General features: G+C 38.2%; 19 protein-coding genes and 1 tRNA gene. 16 read left to right on the plus strand and 4 right to left on the minus strand.

The window, feature by feature from the left end:
- Positions 1 to 6 precede the first annotated feature (6 nt).
- Genes gatC through rlmD form a run of 5 tightly spaced genes read left to right on the plus strand, consistent with a single transcriptional unit; the run spans position 7 to position 5,647 of the window.
- Positions 7 to 315: an Asp-tRNA(Asn)/Glu-tRNA(Gln) amidotransferase subunit GatC gene (gatC, locus tag AC6UDE_RS02730; protein ID WP_500693573.1), complete on the plus strand. Its 309-nt coding sequence runs from the start codon at positions 7 to 9 to the stop codon at positions 313 to 315.
- Between the two features lie 2 nt (positions 316 to 317).
- Positions 318 to 1,772, plus strand: a complete 1,455-nt coding sequence (gene gatA, locus AC6UDE_RS02735; protein ID WP_500693574.1) for an Asp-tRNA(Asn)/Glu-tRNA(Gln) amidotransferase subunit GatA — start codon at positions 318 to 320, stop codon at positions 1,770 to 1,772.
- Positions 1,773 to 1,774: 2 nt separating this feature from the next.
- The gene (gene gatB, locus AC6UDE_RS02740; RefSeq protein ID WP_500693575.1) at positions 1,775 to 3,196 is read left to right on the plus strand and encodes an Asp-tRNA(Asn)/Glu-tRNA(Gln) amidotransferase subunit GatB; all 1,422 of its coding nucleotides are present in this window, start codon (positions 1,775 to 1,777) and stop codon (positions 3,194 to 3,196) included.
- Between the two features lie 12 nt (positions 3,197 to 3,208).
- Positions 3,209 to 4,228, plus strand: a complete 1,020-nt coding sequence (locus AC6UDE_RS02745) for a diacylglycerol kinase (protein ID WP_500696543.1) — start codon at positions 3,209 to 3,211, stop codon at positions 4,226 to 4,228.
- Positions 4,229 to 4,270: 42 nt separating this feature from the next.
- Positions 4,271 to 5,647, plus strand: coding sequence for a 23S rRNA (uracil(1939)-C(5))-methyltransferase RlmD (gene rlmD, locus AC6UDE_RS02750; protein ID WP_500696544.1), 1,377 nt, complete (start codon positions 4,271 to 4,273; stop codon positions 5,645 to 5,647).
- A 26-nt stretch (positions 5,648 to 5,673) separates the two neighbouring features.
- On the opposite strand, the gene AC6UDE_RS02755 is transcribed toward rlmD, so the two are convergent.
- Both AC6UDE_RS02755 and gntK read right to left on the minus strand, forming a co-directional pair.
- Entirely contained in the window at positions 5,674 to 7,014 is a 1,341-nt protein-coding gene (locus tag AC6UDE_RS02755) for an APC family permease (protein ID WP_500696545.1), read from the minus strand.
- Between the two features lie 106 nt (positions 7,015 to 7,120).
- Positions 7,121 to 8,686, minus strand: coding sequence for a gluconokinase (gntK, locus tag AC6UDE_RS02760; protein ID WP_500696546.1), 1,566 nt, complete (start codon positions 8,684 to 8,686; stop codon positions 7,121 to 7,123).
- A 205-nt stretch (positions 8,687 to 8,891) separates the two neighbouring features.
- Here gntK and AC6UDE_RS02765 point away from each other — a divergent pair, with 205 nt between their 5' ends.
- The 7 genes from AC6UDE_RS02765 (at position 8,892) to AC6UDE_RS02795 (ending at position 15,633) form a co-directional block, all read left to right on the plus strand.
- Positions 8,892 to 9,704 (plus strand): GH25 family lysozyme, encoded by an 813-nt coding sequence (locus AC6UDE_RS02765; RefSeq protein WP_500696547.1) that lies wholly within the window; start codon positions 8,892 to 8,894, stop codon positions 9,702 to 9,704.
- Positions 9,697 to 10,692 carry a Gfo/Idh/MocA family protein gene (locus AC6UDE_RS02770; protein ID WP_500693581.1) on the plus strand — a complete coding sequence of 332 codons (996 nt, stop codon included), beginning with the start codon at positions 9,697 to 9,699 and terminating at the stop codon, positions 10,690 to 10,692. Before AC6UDE_RS02765 ends, AC6UDE_RS02770 begins: the two co-directional genes overlap by 8 nt.
- Before the next feature lies 1 nt (position 10,693).
- A complete protein-coding gene (locus AC6UDE_RS02775; protein WP_500696548.1) occupies positions 10,694 to 11,962 on the plus strand; it encodes a DEAD/DEAH box helicase in 1,269 nt (422 codons plus the stop codon).
- Positions 11,963 to 12,012: 50 nt separating this feature from the next.
- Positions 12,013 to 12,085, plus strand: a tRNA-Arg gene (locus AC6UDE_RS02780).
- Positions 12,086 to 12,229: 144 nt separating this feature from the next.
- Positions 12,230 to 13,117 carry a GRP family sugar transporter gene (locus AC6UDE_RS02785; RefSeq protein WP_500696549.1) on the plus strand — a complete coding sequence of 296 codons (888 nt, stop codon included), beginning with the start codon at positions 12,230 to 12,232 and terminating at the stop codon, positions 13,115 to 13,117.
- 132 nt (positions 13,118 to 13,249) lie between these two features.
- On the plus strand, positions 13,250 to 14,137 hold the full coding sequence (locus AC6UDE_RS02790) for a GRP family sugar transporter (RefSeq protein ID WP_500696550.1): 888 nt from the start codon (positions 13,250 to 13,252) through the stop codon (positions 14,135 to 14,137).
- 134 nt (positions 14,138 to 14,271) lie between these two features.
- Entirely contained in the window at positions 14,272 to 15,633 is a 1,362-nt protein-coding gene (locus tag AC6UDE_RS02795) for a gluconate:H+ symporter (RefSeq protein ID WP_500693612.1), read from the plus strand.
- A gap of 95 nt (positions 15,634 to 15,728) precedes the next feature.
- Here AC6UDE_RS02795 and AC6UDE_RS02800 read toward each other — a convergent pair whose 3' ends face one another.
- Entirely contained in the window at positions 15,729 to 16,667 is a 939-nt protein-coding gene (locus tag AC6UDE_RS02800) for a glycosyltransferase family 2 protein (RefSeq protein ID WP_500696551.1), read from the minus strand.
- A gap of 192 nt (positions 16,668 to 16,859) precedes the next feature.
- Here AC6UDE_RS02800 and wecB point away from each other — a divergent pair, with 192 nt between their 5' ends.
- A complete protein-coding gene (gene wecB / locus AC6UDE_RS02805; RefSeq protein ID WP_500696575.1) occupies positions 16,860 to 17,963 on the plus strand; it encodes a non-hydrolyzing UDP-N-acetylglucosamine 2-epimerase in 1,104 nt (367 codons plus the stop codon).
- A 3-nt stretch (positions 17,964 to 17,966) separates the two neighbouring features.
- Positions 17,967 to 18,890: a YihY/virulence factor BrkB family protein gene (locus tag AC6UDE_RS02810; RefSeq protein ID WP_500696552.1), complete on the plus strand. Its 924-nt coding sequence runs from the start codon at positions 17,967 to 17,969 to the stop codon at positions 18,888 to 18,890.
- A gap of 21 nt (positions 18,891 to 18,911) precedes the next feature.
- On the opposite strand, the gene AC6UDE_RS02815 is transcribed toward AC6UDE_RS02810, so the two are convergent.
- Complete coding sequence (locus AC6UDE_RS02815) at positions 18,912 to 19,361, minus strand: flavodoxin (protein WP_500693587.1); 450 nt, start codon at positions 19,359 to 19,361, stop codon at positions 18,912 to 18,914.
- Positions 19,362 to 19,445: 84 nt separating this feature from the next.
- On the opposite strand from AC6UDE_RS02815, the gene recX reads away from it, so the two are divergent.
- Positions 19,446 to 20,261, plus strand: coding sequence for a recombination regulator RecX (recX, locus tag AC6UDE_RS02820; RefSeq protein ID WP_500696553.1), 816 nt, complete (start codon positions 19,446 to 19,448; stop codon positions 20,259 to 20,261).
- A gap of 14 nt (positions 20,262 to 20,275) precedes the next feature.
- Complete coding sequence (locus tag AC6UDE_RS02825; RefSeq protein WP_500696554.1) at positions 20,276 to 21,439, plus strand: AI-2E family transporter; 1,164 nt, start codon at positions 20,276 to 20,278, stop codon at positions 21,437 to 21,439.
- The last annotated feature ends 88 nt before the right edge of the window (positions 21,440 to 21,527 follow it).

A 21,527-nucleotide genomic window follows, 5' to 3' on the forward strand; every position in this document is an offset into this window, starting at 1 on the left:
GATAAAATGGCTGATAAGATTACGGAAGAACAAACTCAACATATTGCTGGGTTAGCTAAGCTTGAATTGAAAAAAGATGAATTGCCTGAATTCACCCAACAATTAAATGATTTGTTGAAAATGTTGGATACACTTGAAAAAGTTGATACATCGGGTGTTGAGCCCACTTATACGGTAACGGATCGAATTGACGTTACTAGAAAAGACGTGGCAGAAGATTGGCACGAACAAGATGCTTTGTTAAAGAATGCTCCTGATATTCAAGATGACTTAATTAAAGTTCCAGTAATTATTGACGAAAGTGAGGATGAATAATAATGAACTATTTAGATAAGGATTTGCGTTCACTTCACCAGATGTTGGTAAATAAGGAAATTTCGGCCGTTGACTTAGTAAAAGAGACCATGGACAACATCAAAACTACTGACCAAAACATTGATGCTTTTAATAATCTAAATGATAAAGCGCTTGAAAATGCTAAAGCCATTGATGAACGTGGGATTGATCCTAATAATATTTTAGATGGGATTCCGTTGGCTTTGAAAGATAACATCGTTACTAAAGAATTACCAACTACTGCATCTTCAAAAATGCTAGAAAATTTCACTTCAATTTATGATGCAACGGTGGCCAAGAAACTTTCTAATGCTGGTACCATTAACGTTGGTAAAACCAACATGGATGAATTTGCAATGGGAAGTTCAACTGAAAATTCAGCCCTTAAAACCACTCACAATCCGTGGGATTATAGCAAAGTTCCTGGCGGTTCGTCCGGTGGTTCGGCTGCCGCAGTTGCTTCCGGTGAAGTTCCAGTTGCACTTGGATCAGATACCGGAGGTTCAATTAGACAACCAGCTTCATTCACGGGAATTGTTGGAATGAAGCCAACCTATGGTCGAGTATCACGTTTTGGACTTATTGCGATGGCTTCAAGTTTTGATCAAATCGGACCTCTTACTAGAAGTGTCTTTGACAATGCTCTGGTTTTAAACGCAATTTCAGGTCATGACGAACACGATTCAACTAGTTCAAAACAGGAAGTTCCGGATTTCACCGAACACATTAAAGATGGGGTCGAGGGGATGAGAATTGGCATTCCCAAGGAATACGTTAATAAGTTATCTCCTGATGTTTCAAAAGCAATCAAAAATGCCGCAGAAACGTTTAAAAAATTAGGTGCAAAGGTTGACTGGGTTTCGATGCCTAATTCTAAATATGGTGTTATTGCTTATAATGCGCTTCAAACCGCTGAAGCATCTTCTAACCTAGAAAGATTCGATGGAATTCGTTATGGATATCGAGCATCAGATGCTCAAACACTTGATGAATTGTACGTTAAATCACGATCAGAAGGGTTTGGAGATGAGGTTAAGCGACGGATTATGCTAGGTACCTTATCGCTTTCTTACGATAATGTTGATAAATATTACAAACAGGCTGCTAAAATTCGGACTTTAATCATCAATGATTTTAAAAAGGTTTTTGCTGACCATGATTTAATTTTGAGTCCAACATCTCGAGTTACTGCCTTTACAATTGGAGTAGAAGATCAAGATCCCATTGAAATGTATATGAATGATATTTTGACGATCCCAGCCAATATGGCTGGAGTTCCTGCTATGTCCCAAATTGCTGGATCCAGTAATGGTTTGCCAATCGGAATGCAATTAATGGGGAAACCGTTTGATGAGAGTACCATTTATAAAGCAGGATACGCTTTTGAACAGAATACTGATTTTCACAAGCAAACACCAAAGATGGGAGGTAAATAGTCATGAATTTTGAAACGACCATTGGTCTAGAAGTCCACGTTGAGCTTAAAACTAATTCAAAAATTTATAGTCCATCTGCTGCACAGTTTGGGGACAAGCCTAATAGTAATACTAACGTGATTGACTGGGGTTATCCTGGAACGCTCCCAGTCGTTAACAAACAGGTCGTTGCGGATGGTATCACCGCGGCTCTAGCTTTACATGCTCATATTGAAAAGCACCCTCATTTTGATCGTAAAAATTATTTCTACCCGGATAATCCGAAGGGGTATCAGATTACTCAAAACGAGAGACCCACTGCTAGAAACGGATGGATTGAAGTCGAGACCGAAAATGGTAAGAAAAAAATTGGAATCGAAGAGATGCATATTGAAGAAGACGCTGGTAAGAATACCCATGAACAAAAATATTCTTACGTTGACTTAAACCGTCAGGGGACTCCGCTTATTGAAATTGTCTCTAAGCCCGAGATGACAACTCCGCAACAAGCATATGATTATCTGGAAGGATTAAGACAACGGATTCAATTTACCGGAATTTCTGATGTCAAGATGGAAGAAGGGTCAATGCGGGTTGATGTTAATATCTCAGTTCGACCCATTGGTAGTAAAGAACTAGGTCAAAAGATTGAATTAAAGAACTTGAATTCATTTAATCATGTTAGAAAATCACTTGAGTACGAAGAACAACGTCAACAACAGGTGTTGATGTCCGGCGGTCAGATTAATTCTGAGAGTCGTCGTTTTGATGAATCTACTGGTAAAACTGAGTTAATGCGTGTCAAAGAGGGAAAAGATGATTATCGTTACTTCCCAGAACCAGATCTTCCAACTTTGAGTATTTCTGATGAATGGATTAATGAATTAAAAGAATCCATGCCTGAGATGCCTATCAAACGTCGTAATCGTTACGTTAATGAATTAGGGATCACTGATTATGATGCAATGGTTATCACTCAGACCAAAGAAATGTCTGATTTTTATGATAAAATGGTTAAATTAGGTGCTGATCCTAAATTAGCCGCTAACTACCTTCAAGATAACGTCAATGCGTACTTGAACGATAATCAAGCTAACTTGGAAGACACCAAAATCACGCCTGAAGCGATGGCTACCATGATTAAAATGATTATGGACGATACCATCTCAAGTAAAATGGCTAAAAAAGTATTTAAGGCAGTTACTAAGGGGCAAGATCCAAAGAAATTCGTTGAAGAAAAAGGACTGGTCCAATTATCTGATCCTAAAAAACTGCAACCAATTATTGATGGGGTCTTAAAAGATAATCAACAGTCAGTTGATGATTATCATAATGGTAAAGATCGAGCTGTTGGGTATTTGGTTGGACAAATTATGAAACAAACTCATGGACAAGCTAATCCGCAAGTTGTAAACAAATTATTGAAAGGTTCTTTAGATAAATAGGGTGATGTAAGAATGGTCAAAAAAGCACGAGTAATTTACAATCCAACGTCTGGACGTGAAATGTTAAAACCGCAGTTGGTTAATATTTTGGATGTTTTGGAGAATGGTGGATATGAAGCCAGTGCTTTTGCGACCACTCCCAAACCACATTCAGCACGTGATGAAGCCGCCCGTGCATCTGAAGAGGGATTTGATCTCATCGTTGCGGCAGGTGGAGATGGGACCATCAATGAAGTAATTAATGGCATTGCTCCACGTGATTATCGACCACAATTAGGAATCATTCCCGCTGGAACTACCAATGATTTTGCGCGTGCATTGCACATTCCTCGAGATGATTACGTTGAAGCTGCTAAAGTGATCACTAAGGGCAATGTTTCAAAGATGGACGTTGGTAAAGCATACAATGATGAAGTGACTAATTATTTCATTAATATTGCGGCTGGTGGGTTTATGACAGAATTAACTTACAATGTTCCTTCTGATTTAAAGACTATTTTTGGGTATCTTGCATACCTGGTAAAGGGAGCAGAAATGTTGCCAAATGTGAAGCCAGTTCCGATGTTATTAAAGTATGATGGTGGAGAATATCGTGGGAAGGCTTCAATGTTTTTTTTAGCCATGACTAATTCAGTGGGTGGTTTTGAACAAATTGTTCCAAACGCAACCATGGATGATGGTAAATTTACCATGATTATTGTTAAAACCGGTAATTTAGTTGAAATGTTGCAATTAATTGCTAAAGCGTTTAATGGCGGTCGGCACATTGATGATCCTAGGATTATATACAAAAAGACCAATACATTTGAGGCTTTTCCTGGGGATGATAGTCGCTTACAGATTAATCTTGATGGCGAATACGGTGGTGATGCTCCGATGAAGTTTGTCGATCTAAAGCAGCGAATTAGTATTTATTCCAACCTTAAGACTGATGATATCAGTGAGTCGGCTAGTGTCGCTCCTCAGGTCAAAAATGTTGAAAAGAAGTTCGTCAGAAAAGTCGATGAACTTCCGTCTGATAGTAAAAAATAAGTTTTGCCGTGTAACGGCAAAACTTTTTAGTAAGGAGAACAAATGAGCGCTAAAAAAGAAGCTCCAGTACAGAAAAACCAAGACCTCACGGTAAACGTGATTGATTTGACTTACCAGGGAATGGGGGTTGGTAAGGTTTCCGATTTTCCGATTTTCATTGAGGATGCTCTTCCAGGTGAGAAAGTCCAGATCAGGGTGATTAAAGTTAAAAAGAACTTCGCCTTTGGAAAATTAGAAAAGATTATCGAACCAAGTCCCAATCGAGTTCAAGCAATTGATCGACGGTATACGCAGTCTGGGATTGCTCCATTACAACACCTTGCATATCCAAAACAATTAGAGTTTAAACAACATCAGATTGAGGAATTGTTTAAGAAGGATCATTTAAACGTTGCTGTTGCTCAAACAATTGGAATGGATAATCCATCAAAATACCGAAATAAGGCTCAGATTCCGGTTAGGAAGATGAATGGTCAATTGGAAACGGGTTTTTATCGGCGCCACAGTCATGATTTAATTCCAATTGAAGATTTTTACATTCAAGATCCTCACATCGATGAAGCCATTATTAAGGTTCGGGATGTTTTACGAGCTTATCATGTTAGTGCTTACAATGAGGCAACTCACAAGGGTTGTATTAGGAATATTATGGTCCGTTATGGAAAAGCAACCGACGAGATGATGGTAGTTTTGGTTACCAATGGTAAAAATTTGCCACATAAAGATGAAATTATTAAATCCATTAATGATCAGTTGCCTGATTTAGATAGTTTAATTCAAAATGTTAATGATTCTCACGGGAATCGACTGATGGGGGACACGAACATCCTGTTATCAGGTAAAGCTTACATCAAGGATGAACTCTTAAACACCAAGTTTTTGATTTCACCAATGTCGTTTTACCAGGTTAATCCGGTTCAGACTGAAAAACTTTATTCTTTGGCCATCGATAAGGCGCAATTATCGAAAAATGATGTGGTGGTTGATGCGTATTGCGGGATTGGGACAATTTCACTGGCAATGGCACCAAAAGTTAAGCATGTGTACGGAGTTGATGTGGTTGCTGAGGCAATTGAAGATGCCCGAAAGAACGCTAAATTAAATCATATTGATAATGTTAGCTTTGTGGTTGCAAAGGCTGAGGATCAGATGAAAAAGTGGGCAGAGCAGGACATTCGACCAAATGTCGTGGTAGTTGATCCGCCAAGAAAGGGCCTTGATCCAACCTTTATTGCTAGTGTCTTAGAGATGAAGCCAGAACGATTAGTATATGTTTCATGTAATCCTGCTACTCTTGTACGGGATTGTCAGGCTTTAATTGATGGTGGCTATGAAATTAAACAACCTATTCAACCAGTGGATCAATTTCCGCAAACACCGCATGTTGAAAGTGTAACGGTGTTGGAAAAGAGTAAATAAAAAGAATCTAGCTAGCTAGATTCTTTTTATTTTTCAGTTGAAGTTTTGTTTTTCATCATTTTATGCCAGTAATAAACTGGAATTCCGATTAAAGTGGCTATGATACCAATGATAGCCAAAACGGTTTGGGTCAGGATCGTTGAAACTAAGATAAAGATCCCCCCGACTAGTGCGAGAATTGGGACAATTGGATACCAAGGTACTTTGTATGGGCGAACCAACTCCGGTTCACGCTTTCTTAAGATGAATAAAGCAACGAACAAAAGGCAATTAAATATCCACATCACGAAAACTAACATATCAGTTAGCATATCAAAACTACCCATGAAAATCATAACGACAGCGATCATAAACATAAATAATCCCGAAATATAGGGGGTAGCAGTGTGTTTAGAAAGTTTTGCAAAGTATTTACTAAATGGTAATTGATCGTCTTTACCCATTGCATACGGAACTCTGATCCCGGTTAAGATGTAACCATTCATAGCGCCATAAACGGAAATTAAGATGCCAATGGTCACTAGTTTTCCGCCAATGCCACCAAATAGTTTCATGGCAACTTCATAGGCGGTGTTTTGATTTCCTGCAATTTGGTCAAGTGGCATATTTTTTAAGAAAACCCAGTTTACCAAAACGTAGATGATCATAATAAAAGTTAAACCCAAAATAATGGCCTTAGGAAGGTCCTTTTGGGGATTTTTCATTTCGCCGGCGATGCTTCCGATGTTGATCCATCCATCGTAGGCAAACATTGTGGCCAGTAATCCGCCACCAAAAGCAGTTAATAGGTTAGTGGAGCCATGGTTTTGGATTGGAGGCCAAAAAGATACGTCAACGTGACCCGGGAGTAATAGTCCAGCAATTACAATGATAAAGATAGGAATTAATTTGACAATTAGTGTCAAAGATTGGACTCTTCCGGCCACTTTTGATCCTAAAAGGTTAATTAACGTAACACTTAATGCACAAATAATTGCAATGGTAATTGAGAGTGATGTTGATAAGTGAAACAAATTAATTAGTTGAGTGGAGAAAACAATTGAGAGAGCCGCTAAGTTGGCCGGAAAATACACAAGGATTTCGGCCCATCCCAGTAGGAATCCAGTTAGCGGTCCATAAGTATACTTTAAGTATTGAATGGTTCCTCCAGTTTTAGGAATGGCCGCAGCCAATTCTGAAACCGTTAGTCCACCACAAATTGTTAAAAGGCCACCAATGATCCATGCTAGGATGGTGAGAGTGACAGAATGAGTATTAGATACGACACTGGCAGTTTTGAAAAAGACTCCAGCACCGATCACGGTTCCCATGACAGTTGACAGGGCAGCACCGATTCCAATGTTTTTCTTTAAGTTGCTTTGAGGCATTTGATCCACTCCTTTTGCGTAATGGTTAATTATAGCATGGGGCCAAATCGAAGTCAGTACATAAAATAAAAAAGCATCCAATTGGATGCTTTTTAGTGATATTGATTTAGTCTTCGTCTTTTGGACCGGTTTTCCAATCATTTTCATGTTCACGTTGGTAATTAGCAATGTTCTTGTATTCTGGTTGAAGATGACGACTTAGACGAATGTAAATTGGGATCAATTCACGATAAGCTTGGTAATTCTTTGGATTTGGTTTATGAGTATTGGTAACCCCAACAAACTTGCTGACGTCGTAAAGGCTGTCAATCATGCCTAAACTGTACATTCCAAGGGTAGCAGCTCCAAGAGCCGTACCTTCGAAGCTTTCTGGAATGTTGACGTCTTGTTCAAAGATGTCGGCTAACATTTGGCGCCAAAGTTCTGAACGAGCAAAACCACCAGTTGCTTGAATACTCTTTGGTTCGCCAACAACTTCTTCAAGGGCTAACATAACGGTGTAGAGGTTATACACGATTCCTTCAAGAGCAGATCGAATCATGTGGGCACGAGTGTGTTTTCTGGTCAAACCGAAGTATGTTCCACGAGCGTCGGCATCCCAGATTGGAGCTCTTTCACCACCCAAGAACGGCAAGAAGATTAACCCTTCGGATCCTGCTGGAATCTTAGAAGCAATCTCAGTTAGAAGATCGTAAGCATCAATGTTCATCTGTTCGGCAGTGACTTTTTCTGGCAAGCAGAGTTGGTCACGAACCCAACGGAAGACAATTCCACCGTTATTAACGGGTCCACCGACAACCCACATATTCTTAGCTAGGTAGTAACAGAATACACGGCCCTTAGGATCAATCGTTGGCTTGTCGTTAACGACACGAACGGCACCAGAAGTTCCAATTGTGACAGCTACTACACCAGGTTTAATGGCGTCTACCCCTAAGTTAGCCAGAGGACCGTCAGAAGCACCAATGATAAATGGTGTATCTTTATCAATTCCAATTTTATTGGCGTATTCTTCGTTTAAGCCCTTTAATTGATAAGTGGTGTCTACTAATTCAGGCAGTTGATCACGCTTGATGCCAGCAACTTTTAATGCTTCATCGTCCCAGTCCATGTCAAAAATATTGAATAGGCCAGTTGCATTAGCGATCGAATAGTCTTCTTTTAGAACCCCAAATAATTTATAGTTGATGTATTCTTTAACACCAACAAAATAACGGGCTTTTTTAAACAATTCAGGCTTTTCATTTCTGAGCCACATGGCCTTTACAAGTGGTGTCATTGGATGAGTTGGAACACCAGTCTTTTTGTAAAGTTCCATTCCAATGCCGTTTTCTTTTAATTTATCTGCGTATTCAACGGCACGATTATCTGCCCAAGTGATTGCGCGGGTGAGTGGCTTGTGGTTCTCATCCAAGAGGATCAAACTGTGCATCGCACACGAATATGAAACTCCCTTGATGGTGTCTTTTTTAGGGTCTACTTTTTTAAGAACATTTTGTAGACCTTGAATCATCGCTGAGAAAATCTCCTCTGGATCTTCTTCTGCCATGTCGGCAGTGTCTTGATACAAAGTATATCCATCGTTTGAATAACCTTTAACTTCACCTTTGTCATCGTATAAAACGGTTTTGACACTTGTAGTTCCGATGTCGACCCCAATTACGTTTTCCATTATAATCTTTCCCTTCCATGCTAGTTGATGCACTCTATGACAGATTTCATGCCAACTTTATTAAGTGATCGAGTAAAAAAATTATACTACTTATAACGCTTTCATTATATTGAAATCAACGTTTGAATTCAAGCGAATATCAATAAATAGTGATAATATTGATTTATAATTATACTAATTATAAGAAATGATTGAGGAGGTCCAAATGACTGAGATTAACCGGTCCAACCTTCGAAAAAAAGTAAGAAAAGAAAAATTAACTAGGTGGGCATTAATTGGACTGGTTAGTGTACTGCTACTAGTTATCGTTATTTCCATTTGGATGTACTTTGCTCATAAAAATCGTGATCGCGAATTACTTTTGAAAAAGTATCCAGTTCAGGGTGTGACGGTAAATCAAGACGATGGGTACATCGATTTTACGGCACTTAAACAGAAAGACCAAAAGTTCGTGTACATTCGTTCTACTCAAGGAGCAAGCTTTGCTGACGATAATTTTGACAATAATTACAATCGCAGTCAGGGATCTGGTTTAAAGATTGGGGTTTATCATACCTATGGATTTAAGAGTAGTATTGAAGACCAAGAGAGTAATTTTATAACTCAAGTCAAAGATAATACCGGGACGCTTCCAATCGTCATTCAAGTTCAATATTACTATCCGTATGATGAAAACAACGTGAATTTAAAGCAACAAAAGAAACGGATTAATGAATTTGTTCAGTTTTTGTACCAGAGATACGATCGACCTGTTATTATTAATACTAACGAGAAGATGTACCGAGAATTTAGATCAATTCCACACGCCGCTTTTTGGTTAAATAATGAAAGCGATGCAAAGAAACCGCACGTGCGCTTTATCAACATGAATTCTTCCGATCATTTAAACATTGATGGGCAGAAGGGAAGCTTTGATTCCGTAGCTTTTAATGGGAACCAGAAGCAGTGGAATCAGTATCTAGGTCAGGTAAATATTGTGAATAATGAAGAAGTACAATGGGAGAATTACAATGATTAAATTAGGAATAATTGGAACTAACTGGATCACACAAAAGTTTGTTGATGCTGCTGTTAGTACTGGCAAGTATAAGTTGAACGCTGTTTATTCAAGAAAATTAGATACGGCGCGGAAATTTGCTCAGCCAAATGATTGTGACAACATTTTTGATGATTTACAGGTTTTCTTTGAATCTGACAAATTCGACACCGTTTATATTGCTTCACCAAATGCCATTCACTATCAACAAGTCATTGAAGCACTTAAGCATGACAAGAATGTCATTGTTGAAAAGCCTGCTTTTATTGGACCATATCAATTCCAGTCTGCCATCGACACGTTAAAGCAACATCCCAAAGCTCGCTTAATGGAAGCAGCACGGAACATTCACATGCCCGCTTTTAAAGCGGTTCAAGATCAAATTGATGATATTAAAATTGATGGGGCAGAATTTACTTTTAGCAAATATTCTTCTCGATACGATAAGGTTCTTAAGGGTGAAGTTCCGAATGTCTTTAACCTTCAATTTGGTGGCGGAGCCTTGGAAGACCTCGGAGTTTATCCTGTGTATGATGCCGTTGCTCTATTTGGATTACCAAGAACACAGATGTACTATCCTAAATTCATTGAAACCGGAGCTGATGGTGGTGGAGTCGCTGTTTTAAACTATGGTACTTTTGATGTTACTTTAAACTTTAGTAAGGTTACTACTTCGTATCAACAATCAGAGATCTACTGTGGAAAGCAAACGGTCTTAATTGATAATGCTGGTGAGTTTACGGCAGCTAAATTAATGAATGAGGGTAAAGAAAGTGAGATTTCTCCTCTTTATACCGACAATCCGATGATTCCAGAAGCAAATGATTTTGCTGAAGTCATAAATCATCCAGGGAATCCTGTTTACGAGAATCGATACGTTGGAGGACTGAATTTAATGCAGAAAGTTAATGCTTTAATGGGACGTCTTGCTGATAGTGCTGGAATTCATTATTTACAAATAGGAGAATAGTGTGCTCGAACAATTTGTTAAGCGTTTTGAAAAATTAGGATATGAAAAACAGACCCCAATCCAAAAAGCTGTCTATGCACCAATGATTGAGGGTGAAAATGACATTGTCGCACTATCACCAACTGGTTCTGGCAAGACCGTGGCGTTTACAATGCCGATTTTGGCTAATTCGATGCCAGGTGTTGGCACACAGGTCATTGTGATCGAACCTACTCAAGAACTTGCTATGCAAGTGGCAGGTGTGATTAGAGATTGGGCGGTTCCTTTTAAAGTGAAAATTTTGCCATTGATTGGTGGAGCAAACGTTAAACGGCAACAGGAACAGTTAAAAAAACATCCAGAGATTGTTGTGGGAACTCCCGGAAGAATTCTTAGCTTGATTAATGAACGAAAATTAAAGGTTAATGACGCTGAAACAGTGGTCATTGACGAAGCTGATGATTTGCTCAACGATACTTCTTTAGATCAGGTTAAAAATATTATTGCTGCAGTTCCAAGAGATGCTCAGGCTGCCTACTTTTCTGCTACAGACACTGATGTTTTGTATCATCTAAAGGAAAAAATGGGTAAAAGTGCCGACATAATTGACGTTAGGGATGTTGATCAAACCAGGGGTAAGGTAACCCATGGTCTCTTTCAAATTTCGCGTGCCAAACGAAATGAGATGTTAAACCGGTTATCTAAAATGCAAGGATTTAAAGCATTAGTATTTTTTAATCAGACTGATACGCTTAATCGGGCTTTTAATTTCTTCAAACACGAGGGAAATGGCAAGGTACAAAAATTAGCCGCAGGTGAAAGTAAACAGAGCCGCAAAAAGGCGCTGGATGATTTTCGTTTGGGAAGAATCAAATTATTATTAACGACAGACGTGGCTGCAAGGGGACTTGATATTACCAAGTTACCAGCTGTGATTAATTATGATTTGCCAAATGATTCGAATACCTACATTCATCGTGTTGGTCGAACAGGTCGAATGGGTGAGCCAGGGTTAGTAATTAATTTTGGAGATGACCATGATCTTCGCGATTTAAAGCACGTTTTAGATAATAGTGAATATGAATTAAAACCAATTTATTATTTCAATGGGGAGATCGTTGATCACATTGATGACTCACAGTTAGAGCATCAAAAAGAAATCAAACAACAGGCACTGACTAAAAAAAGACAGGTGCACGAAGCTATCCAGGCTAAACCAAAAAAGAATAAACACCGAAAACGAAAACAAAAAGATAAGGGTAAACCAAGTAGTCATAAAAATCACCATTAGTTTGGTTCTTTACTAAATTTTTTATTCGTGAGAGAATAGAAAATGTTTTTGGCCCCATAGCACAACTGGATAGGGCAACCGCCTCCTAAGCGGTCGATCTCAGTTCGAGTCTGAGTGGGGTCATTTATATGCGCTAAAACACTTCATCTAAATGAGGTGTTTTTTATTTGGGCAAATGTTGCTGATAATAATTAATTAATTGATTTTTGGGCTTATGGGCGATTATAATGGGTTCTACACGGATTTATATTTTAGGAGGAAATTATATTGAATATCTTAATTGCTTTACTCCCAGCGTTAGGTTGGGGTCTTCTTCCTATTGCAACCGGATTAATTGGTGGTAAACCAGTTAATCAGTTGATGGGAACTACATATGGTGCATTAATTATTGCCATTCTTGTGTTTATTTTTAAACAGCCAGTGATTACCATGCAAGACTTTTGGTGGTGTTTACTTTCAGGGATGGCTTGGGCAGTTGGTCAAATGACTCAGTACATGGCCTTTACTCAAATTGGTGTATCACGAACGATGCCAATTTCAACTGGTTTGCAGTTAGTTGGTACTTCAGTTACCGGAGTAATCTTCTTTGGTGAATGGGCTGGCTTAATTCCCAAGCTAGCTGGTTTTGGATCAATTATTTTGATTATCATTGGGGTCTTACTAACAACTTTGAAAGACAATAGCAGTAATGAACCCAAGACGGCTGAAGAGAATGCCACTCAGCATACTCGGAATGGTTTAATTCTGTTAGTAATTGGCATGTTTGGATATATCGGTTACTCTGATTTTCCAAGGATTGATAATACCAATGGTTGGTCAGCCTTTCTGCCCCAGACGATCGGGATGGTCATCATGGGAACGATCTTTGTTATTATTAGTGCTTACAAAACCAAGGTTAATCCGTTTAAACAAGCTGTTTCATATAAAAACATTATTACCGGATTTTTGTTCGGATTTGGTGCCTTCTTCTATCTAATCTCGACTGAATTAAACGGAGTGGCCACTGGATTTACGATTTCACAGATGTGTGTTGTCATTTCAACCTTTGGTGGAATTATAATTCTTCACGAACACAAGACAAAGAAAGAACTAGTATTTGTCACACTTGGAATGATTTGTGTCATTCTTGGTGGTGTCATTACAAGCTTTATTTAAAATTTTATCTTTTCAAAAAAGGACACATTTAGTGTCCTTTTTTTGTGAAGTTGAATATCGGTTTGATTTAAAAGGTAGTATATTGAACTTGAAGAGAATGGTTAGAAATTATTTTAATTCGGGGGATTAAGTTTGAATATTTTAATTGCATTATTACCAGCGATTGCTTGGGGTATTTTACCAATTTCAATCGGTTTGCTAGGTGGAAAGCCAATTAATCAACTAATGGGTTCTACATATGGAGCCATTTTAATTGCTGTTATTGTCTATTTCATTAAGCAACCAGTGATTTCAAAAGAAGTTTTTTGGCTTTGTCTTCTGTCTGGGATGGCATGGGCAATTGGACAATATACTCAGTACACGGCATTTTCACTGATGGGAGTTTCGTTATCCATGCCAGTGTCAACTGGTCTTCAGTTGATTGGCAATTCATTAACTGGAGTAATTGTTTTTGGTGAATGGGCGGGTTTGATTCCAAAGTTAGCTGGATTCGGATCGATTATTTTAATCATTTTGGGTGTTTTACTAACTACCAAAAAAGACAGAACGTTAGCACCAAAAACTGAGGAAGAAAAGCAACAGGTTAATATTAGAAAGGGTGTTTTAGTTTTAATCATCGGAACTTTTGGGTATGTTGGCTATTCGGCATTCCCAAAAGTTGCTAATACTAATGGATGGGCAGCGTTTCTCCCTCAAACCATTGGAATGGTCGTGATGGGAACTATCTTTGCCTGCTTTATAATATTTAAAACCAAGGTTAATCCGTTTAAAGAAGTGGCTACCTATAAAAATATTATCAGTGGTTTCTTGTTTGGATTTGGTGCTTTAACCTATTTGATTTCAACCGAATTAAATGGAGTAGCAACTGGATTTACGATTTCGCAAATGTGTGTTGTCATATCAACCTTTGGTGGAATCATCTTTTTACACGAACACAAAACTAAAAGAGAACTTTTATATATTACCATTGGAATGATTTTCGTCATTATCGGAGGAGTCATTACTAGTTTTATTAAGTAAAAGAAGAGGTGGCTAGTGCTATTTTAAAGCTTAATTTTAAAAGATGGTGTTGAAAACTGGCATGAAACCGTATACAATTAATTTATAGCGTTGTTTTAATTTAATAATTGGAAAGAGGAAAAGAAATGTCATACATGCCCTTCATAGTGTTGATTTTAGGAATCGCACTTCTCCTTTTCATGATCATCAAACTTAAGCTAAATACTTTTGTTTCCTTGATCATCACAGCTATTTTAGTTGCGCTTGGATTAGGAATGAACCCAGCATCAATTGCCGATGCCATTAAGACTGGTATTGGTAGTACATTAGGTGAATTGGCCATCGTCTTCGGATTCGGTGCCATGATCGGTCGTTTGGTTTCTGATTCTGGTGGTTCGTATCGAATCGCCAAGACGCTGATCGACAAATTTGGAAAGAAGCGATTACAGATTGCAATCGTAATTGCTTCGTTCATTATCGGAATGTCATTGTTCTTCGAAGTTGGATTGGTATTACTTACTCCAATCGTCTTCGCGGTTGCCCTTGAAGCCGATGTACCATTTGTTTATCTAGGAATTCCAATGGCGGCTGCATTGTCAGCAACCCAGGGATTCTTACCACCACAACCTGCTCCAACTGCTGTTGCCACAGCCTTGGGCGCTAATATTGGTGAGGTATTGCTCTTTGGTATCATTGTTGCAATTCCAGCTGTTTTAATTGCGGGTCCTGTCTTTACGAAGTTTGCTGAGAAGTTTGTTCCGAGCGCGTTCGTAGTCAAGAAGAGCCTGCCAGCTTTTGGTGAAGTTAAAGAATACAAATTAGATGAAACTCCTAGTTTTGGTCTTTCGGTTTTAACTTCATTATTACCAGCTATTTTCATGGCGGTTAATACCATTTACCAGTTAGTTTTCCATGGCGGGAAAGCAGTTGCTAAGCCATCAGGATTTGATGCTATTATCTCGATGTTAGGTAACCCAATGATTGCCATGGTAATCGCTTTAGTATTTGCCATCTGGTCAATGGGCTTCCATCGTGGTAAGAAAATGAGTGACGTTTCTAAGAGTATTGAAGCCTCCGTTAAATCAATTGCCATGCTTCTATTGGTTATTGGTGGTGGTGGTGCCTTCAAGCAAGTCTTGATTGATGGTGGTGTTGGTGATGCCGTTAAGAACATCATGATGCACTCATCACTATCTCCAATCATCCTTGGCTGGTTAGTTGCCGTTATTCTTCGTGTATCGCTAGGTTCAGCTACGGTGGCTGGAATGACCGCTGCCGGACTTGTTATGCCACTGATGTCTTCATTGAACGTTAACCCAGTAATGATGGCCTTAGCCATTGGTGCTGGATCACTTGCCGCATCACACGTTAATGATGCCGGATTCTGGATGTTCAAAGAATACTTTGACTTAACTATGAAACAAACTTTCTCAATTTGGACGGTGTTAGAAACCGTGATTTCAGTTGTGGGGCTAATAATGGTCTTGATTCTGAATGGAATTCTGGGAATGTTCTAAGTTAGTTAATAAATTCAAAAAGACTTCACTTTATGATGTGAAGTCTTTTTTGTATAAAAAAGCCACCTATAATTTATAGGTGGCTACCGGTTAAACTATGCTTCGTCCTTAATGATGTACTGAGGACGGTGTTTCGTTTCTAAATAAATTTTTCCAATGTATTTTCCTAGAATGCCCAAACAGAAGAGTTGGATTCCACCGATTAGGAGAATAATTGATACTAAAGAAGGCCAACCAGATACGGCTCCTCCAAAGAATAATGCCCTGATAACGACAAAAGCAATCCCAACGAGTGAGAATAAAAATGAGATTATCCCAACGTAAGTGGCAAAGGTTAGTGGGGCATCAGAGAAATCAATAATTCCTTCCATCGAGTATTCTACCAATTGTGAGAAAGACCAATGAGTTTCTCCAGCAGCCCGAGGGACCCCTTGATACTCTAAATATTTGGTGTTAAAGCCAACCCAAGCAAAGATTCCTTTTGAGAATCGATTGTATTCTGTTAATTCATTTACTGCATCGACGTAACGTCGAGACATTAAACGATAATCTCGAACGTTAGGCTTAATTTTAACGTCTGACATTTTATCAATAACTTTATAGAACATCGAAGAACAGAAAGCTCGTACTGGATTCTGCTTTCTGCTTGTTTGGACGCAGCCAACGCAATCATAGTCCTGGGTCTGAATGATTTTAAGCATTTTAGGAAGGAGTTCCGGCGGATCTTGGAGATCAACGTCCATTAATGCAATGTAATCGCCTTTGGCATTTCTTAGCCCAGCAGCCATTCCGGCTTCTTTCCCGAAGTTTCTTGAAAATGAGATGAAGTGAACGGTGTCAGGATGTTTTTCGTGAAGATTTTTAATGATCTTAAAGGTATTGTCACTTGATCCATCATTTATAAAAAGGTAATCAGGCTCATACTTTTCACCGTCTTTATTCATTTGTGCAAAAACCTTTTCCACAGTTTTGTAGAAAAGTTCAATTGATTCCTGTTCATTATAACAAGGAACAATCAGACTAATTTTTTCCAAAATTAATTACTCCTTAGTACTTGGCAATTAAACTTTTAAATTCAAAAATACATTACCAATTATTTACAGATTGTTTAATATCATTTTATCATTATTTAAAGTGGTTTGGCATCGGAATTGGGTAAATCTTTTGATATACTTAAGGTACTAGGCAAATGGGAGGGATTAAGTGTGACCAGACCAATTAAAGTTATGACTGTTTTTGGAACTCGACCGGAGGCCATTAAGATGGCTCCAATTATTTTAGAGATGAAGCGAAATCGAAACAAGTTTAAACCAATCACAGTGGTCACGGGTCAACATCGTGAAATGCTGCAGCAGGTTCTCGATATTTTCAAAATCACTCCCGATTATAATTTAAACATTATGAAGAATGATCAAACACTTGGAGATATTACTGTTTCTGTGATCACTAAGTTAAGTCCAATTATTTCTAAAACTAATCCAGATATTATTCTAGTTCATGGTGATACTACGAGTACGTTTGCCGCTTCAGTGGTTGCTTTTTATCATAAAAAAATGTTAGGTCACGTTGAAGCAGGGCTGCGTACTCATAATAAATATTCCCCATATCCAGAGGAAATGAATCGTCAATTAACGGATGTTTTAGCTGACTTGTACTTTGCACCCACGGAGTTAAGTAAGCAAAATTTAATAAAAGAGAATCATCTGGGGTCAAACATCTTTGTTACCGGGAATACTGCCATTGATGCCCTTCATCAAACGGTGAGTGATAATTATCATCATTCGATCTTAGATAACATTGATGATGGACAGCGGATCATCTTACTTACAATGCATCGGCGCGAAAATCTAGGTGAACCAATGAAACGAACGTTTCAAGCAATTAAACAAGTGGTTGATTCACATCCTGATGTGGATGTGGTTTACCCGGTTCATCTTAATCCCGTGGTTCAAAAGATGGCCCAACAGATTTTTAAGGGCGATTCTCGTATCCATTTGATTGCACCTTTAGATGTGGTTGATTTTCATAATATGGCGGCTCGAAGTTATTTTATTATGTCTGACTCTGGTGGAGTTCAAGAAGAAGCTCCTTCACTTGGAAAGCCCGTTTTGGTTCTTAGAGAATCGACTGAACGCCCCGAAGGAGTTAAAGCGGGCACTTTGAGACTAGTTGGGACTGATCCTAAGGCCATTAAAGATGCGATGGTGGATTTACTTGATAATCAAGATGATTACCAAAAAATGGCTGATGCTCATAATCCTTATGGGGATGGAACGGCAGCTAAGCAAATCTTATCTGCAATTGAGGCAACTTTTAAAGGAGAGTCCTAGCTTGTGGAACTAAAAACAAATCAAAAAGTAATTTCATTTGTTAAGTTAGTTATGAAACATTTTAAGATGGGAAACGTTTCTGATTCTGCCATCGTCTTGGCGTATTATTCCCTCTTATCACTGTTTCCAATTTTAATCATGATTGGTAGCATCATTAAACTTTTACATGGAGATCCTAATGATATCTTAATGTATATCAGAACCGCGGTTCCGTCATCGATTTATACGATGCTTTTGCCCATGATTAAGTCAGCTTTTGATAATAATAATAGTGGTGGTAGCTTATCGATTGGGTTGTTGCTGGTAATTTGGTCAGCTAGTCAGGCGATGGCAGCATTTCAACGAACGGTTAACCGAACTTACGGAGTAGCTGACACTCAGAATGCCATCACGAATCGTTTAATTTCATTTGTGTGGATGCTTTTACTGGTACTCTTATTGATTGTTTTAATGATTTTGCAAGGGTTTGGTCAAGAAATTATCACGTATTTGAGACCAATTCTGCATCTTTCAACCATTGCAACGCAAGTGGTTGCATCCATTCGAATTCCATTTATTATTTCTGGGTCTTTCATAGTTGTGATGCTTTTGTACTATTTTGTGCCAAGTGTTAAGACCAAGATTCGTTATACAATTCTAGGATCAGCGATATCTGTGCTTGGTTTAATGATTTTGTCACAAGCTTTTTCGCTAATCATTGAGTACTTTTTTAGAAATATTACCGCTTATAAGACGTTAGGAACTTTTATAGTAGTGATGTTGTGGTTATATTTTATTGGGCTCGTGCTGATGTTTGGTGCCGTTATTAATGCCAGTATCCAAGAGTACTTTACTGGTAACATTGAATCAACAAACGGATCCGTTCGGTCTATTATTTCTAGTGCACGTAAATTTCGTTCCAAAAAGAAAAACACCACCCAGGATTAGGTGGTGATGTTTTTTGCTAAATTATTTTTCGGTGGATTTCACCAGTTCACGAGAAAACTGGTCAAGAACTTTGATGTCATCTTCATCAGGTTCAAGATTGATTTTGACGCTTTTAGCTCCTTGAGTAGCGTTAGTTTTCCTTAAAGCTTTGGTAAATGCGTCGACGGCAACGTTATAATATTCTTGATAAAAAACGTCTCCAGAACCAGCCACTCCAAAAACTTTTCCTTTTAGGTTCAGTGAATCTAAATCTTCAAAAAAGTCCATCCCTTCTTCAGGGAGAGCTCCTTCGTCGTAGGTGTATGGACATATAACAATAATATCGGTATCTTTAAGTTCGTCCGCGTCGGTTTGAGAAATTTCAGATTCTTCGACATCTACGCCAAGGTCCTCAAGTCCCTCGGTGACGATATCAGCAACGTCTTCGTTATTACCAGTAATGGTGGCGTAAATCACGTGTGCTTTTGGCATGAGTGAAACCACTTCCTTTGTAGTGTTTTCAAATAAGTATATCAGAATAGTTTCAAATTGTTAATTTGATGGGAGTTAGCGCTGATGGATAAGCAAAATGCAAATAAATTAAGGGTCACAAAAATTGTTTCGCAAAAAAGACCGGGGAGATATAACGTATACATCAATGATCATTATGCTTTTCCTGTGAGTGAAGAAGTAATGATTCAGTTTGGGATCTTTAAGGGATCTGAGTTAAGCCAAAGTGAGATTGACAAAATTAAGGCGGCGGACGATGTTTCAAAGTTATATAATAAGGCTATTGATTTTATTTCGTATCAGACTCGTTCAAAAAAAGAGGTTAGAGATAAGTTAAAATCATATTCAGACAACCTTGAAGCAGTCGATGAAGCGGTTGAAAAACTAGAACAGATTAATCTACTTAATGATGAACATTATGCTGACACCTATGTCAAAGGAATTGTTGAACAACAGAATAAGGGTCCCATGGCTGTTTCAAGGTATTTAAAACAAAAGGGAATTGCAGATGAATACATAAATGAGGCAATTTCAGTTAATTATTCGAGCGAAATGACGCTTAAAAATGGTAAAAAGCAGGCCCAAAAAATCTTTGCTCATAATCAGCGATATCCCTTTAACAAACGGATGCAAAAAACTAAGACGGCTTTATACCGAAAGGGATACTCATTTGATGATATTGATACAATCATTAGTGAATTAGACTTTCAAAGTGATGTCAATCATCAAAATGAGTTACTTGCTAAAGAGGGTAACAAGGCTTGGAATAAGTATAAGAAGTATAATGATATGAGTCGACGTCAGAAAGCCAAGCAGTCGTTATATCGTAAGGGCTTTGATCTTGATGATATTGATCAATTCTTGGACACAAAAGAAAATTAATTGGAGTGAATCAAATGAATAGATTTAAAAATTCGGCTTTATTTTTTTGGACGGTTGAGATTCTGATTGCAGTTGGAATCGTTTATTTATGTTCCAAAATTAGTTTTGTTTTTTCGCCGATTGTAATTTTTGTGTCAACGATCTTCGTTCCACTCTTGTTAGCGGGATTCTTGTATTACATGTTGAATCCGATCGTTAACCTTCTAATGAAAATAAAAATCACAAAAACAAAACACATTAATCGTACCTGGGCCACCGCCATCGTATTTTTAATTGTGATTGGGGTTATTGTTTACATGGCGTTTTCATTTGTACCACGGTTGATTACTCAGGTGGCTAACATGGTAGGGGCAGCACCTGAATTTGCTAAACAAGGGCAGGAATTACTAACTAAAATCACGCGTTATGGATTTTTAAAAAAAGTGGACTGGCGTCCCATTGTTGACAAGATTCAGTCCTCATATTCATCGTATTTGAAAACAGTTCTGGCTAATTTGACGAATAGTGCGGGAACGATTATTTCGATGGCAACGAACGTGGTTATCACGGCAATTACTGTTCCTGTCATTCTGTTTTACATGTTAAAGGATGGAAACAAACTACTTCCAAGCATTGAAAAGTTAACTCCCGGACTTTCCAAACACCACAGGAAACAAACGGTAACGCTACTTAAAAAAATGAATCATACTCTCTCACGTTACATCGGTGGCCAAGTCATTGAGTGTCTGTTTGTTGGAACGTTTACCACTTTAGGATACTTTCTGATCGGACAAAAGTATGCTCTTTTGCTCGGGGTCTTTGCCGGATTATGTAATATCATCCCATACGTTGGTCCCTACATTGGAATTATTCCATCACTTTTTGTTGCTTTTTCAGATAATATTATGCAAGTTATCTGGGTAATTGTGGTAGTCATTATTGTTCAACAAATTGATGGAAACTTGGTGTACCCGAATGTGATTGGGAAATCGTTAAAGATTCATCCACTAACTATTATTATCATTTTACTTGCAGCTGGTCACATTGCTGGGTTGTTTGGGATGATTCTAGCCATTCCAGTTTATGCGATTGCGAAGGTTGTGATTGAATATTGTTACAATATTTGGTTAGTTCAACATGACGATTCGAATTCCACTAATTCAGCAAAAACTAATTCATCTGAAAATGAGCCAAATTAAACTTTAGTTATGGATCGTGAATTTTATTGACGATAATGGAAGATATGCTAACATTTAATTGTTGATAAGTAGGAGTATTAATTATGGT

The organism is Fructilactobacillus sp. X2R5C3 (assembly GCF_059901325.1).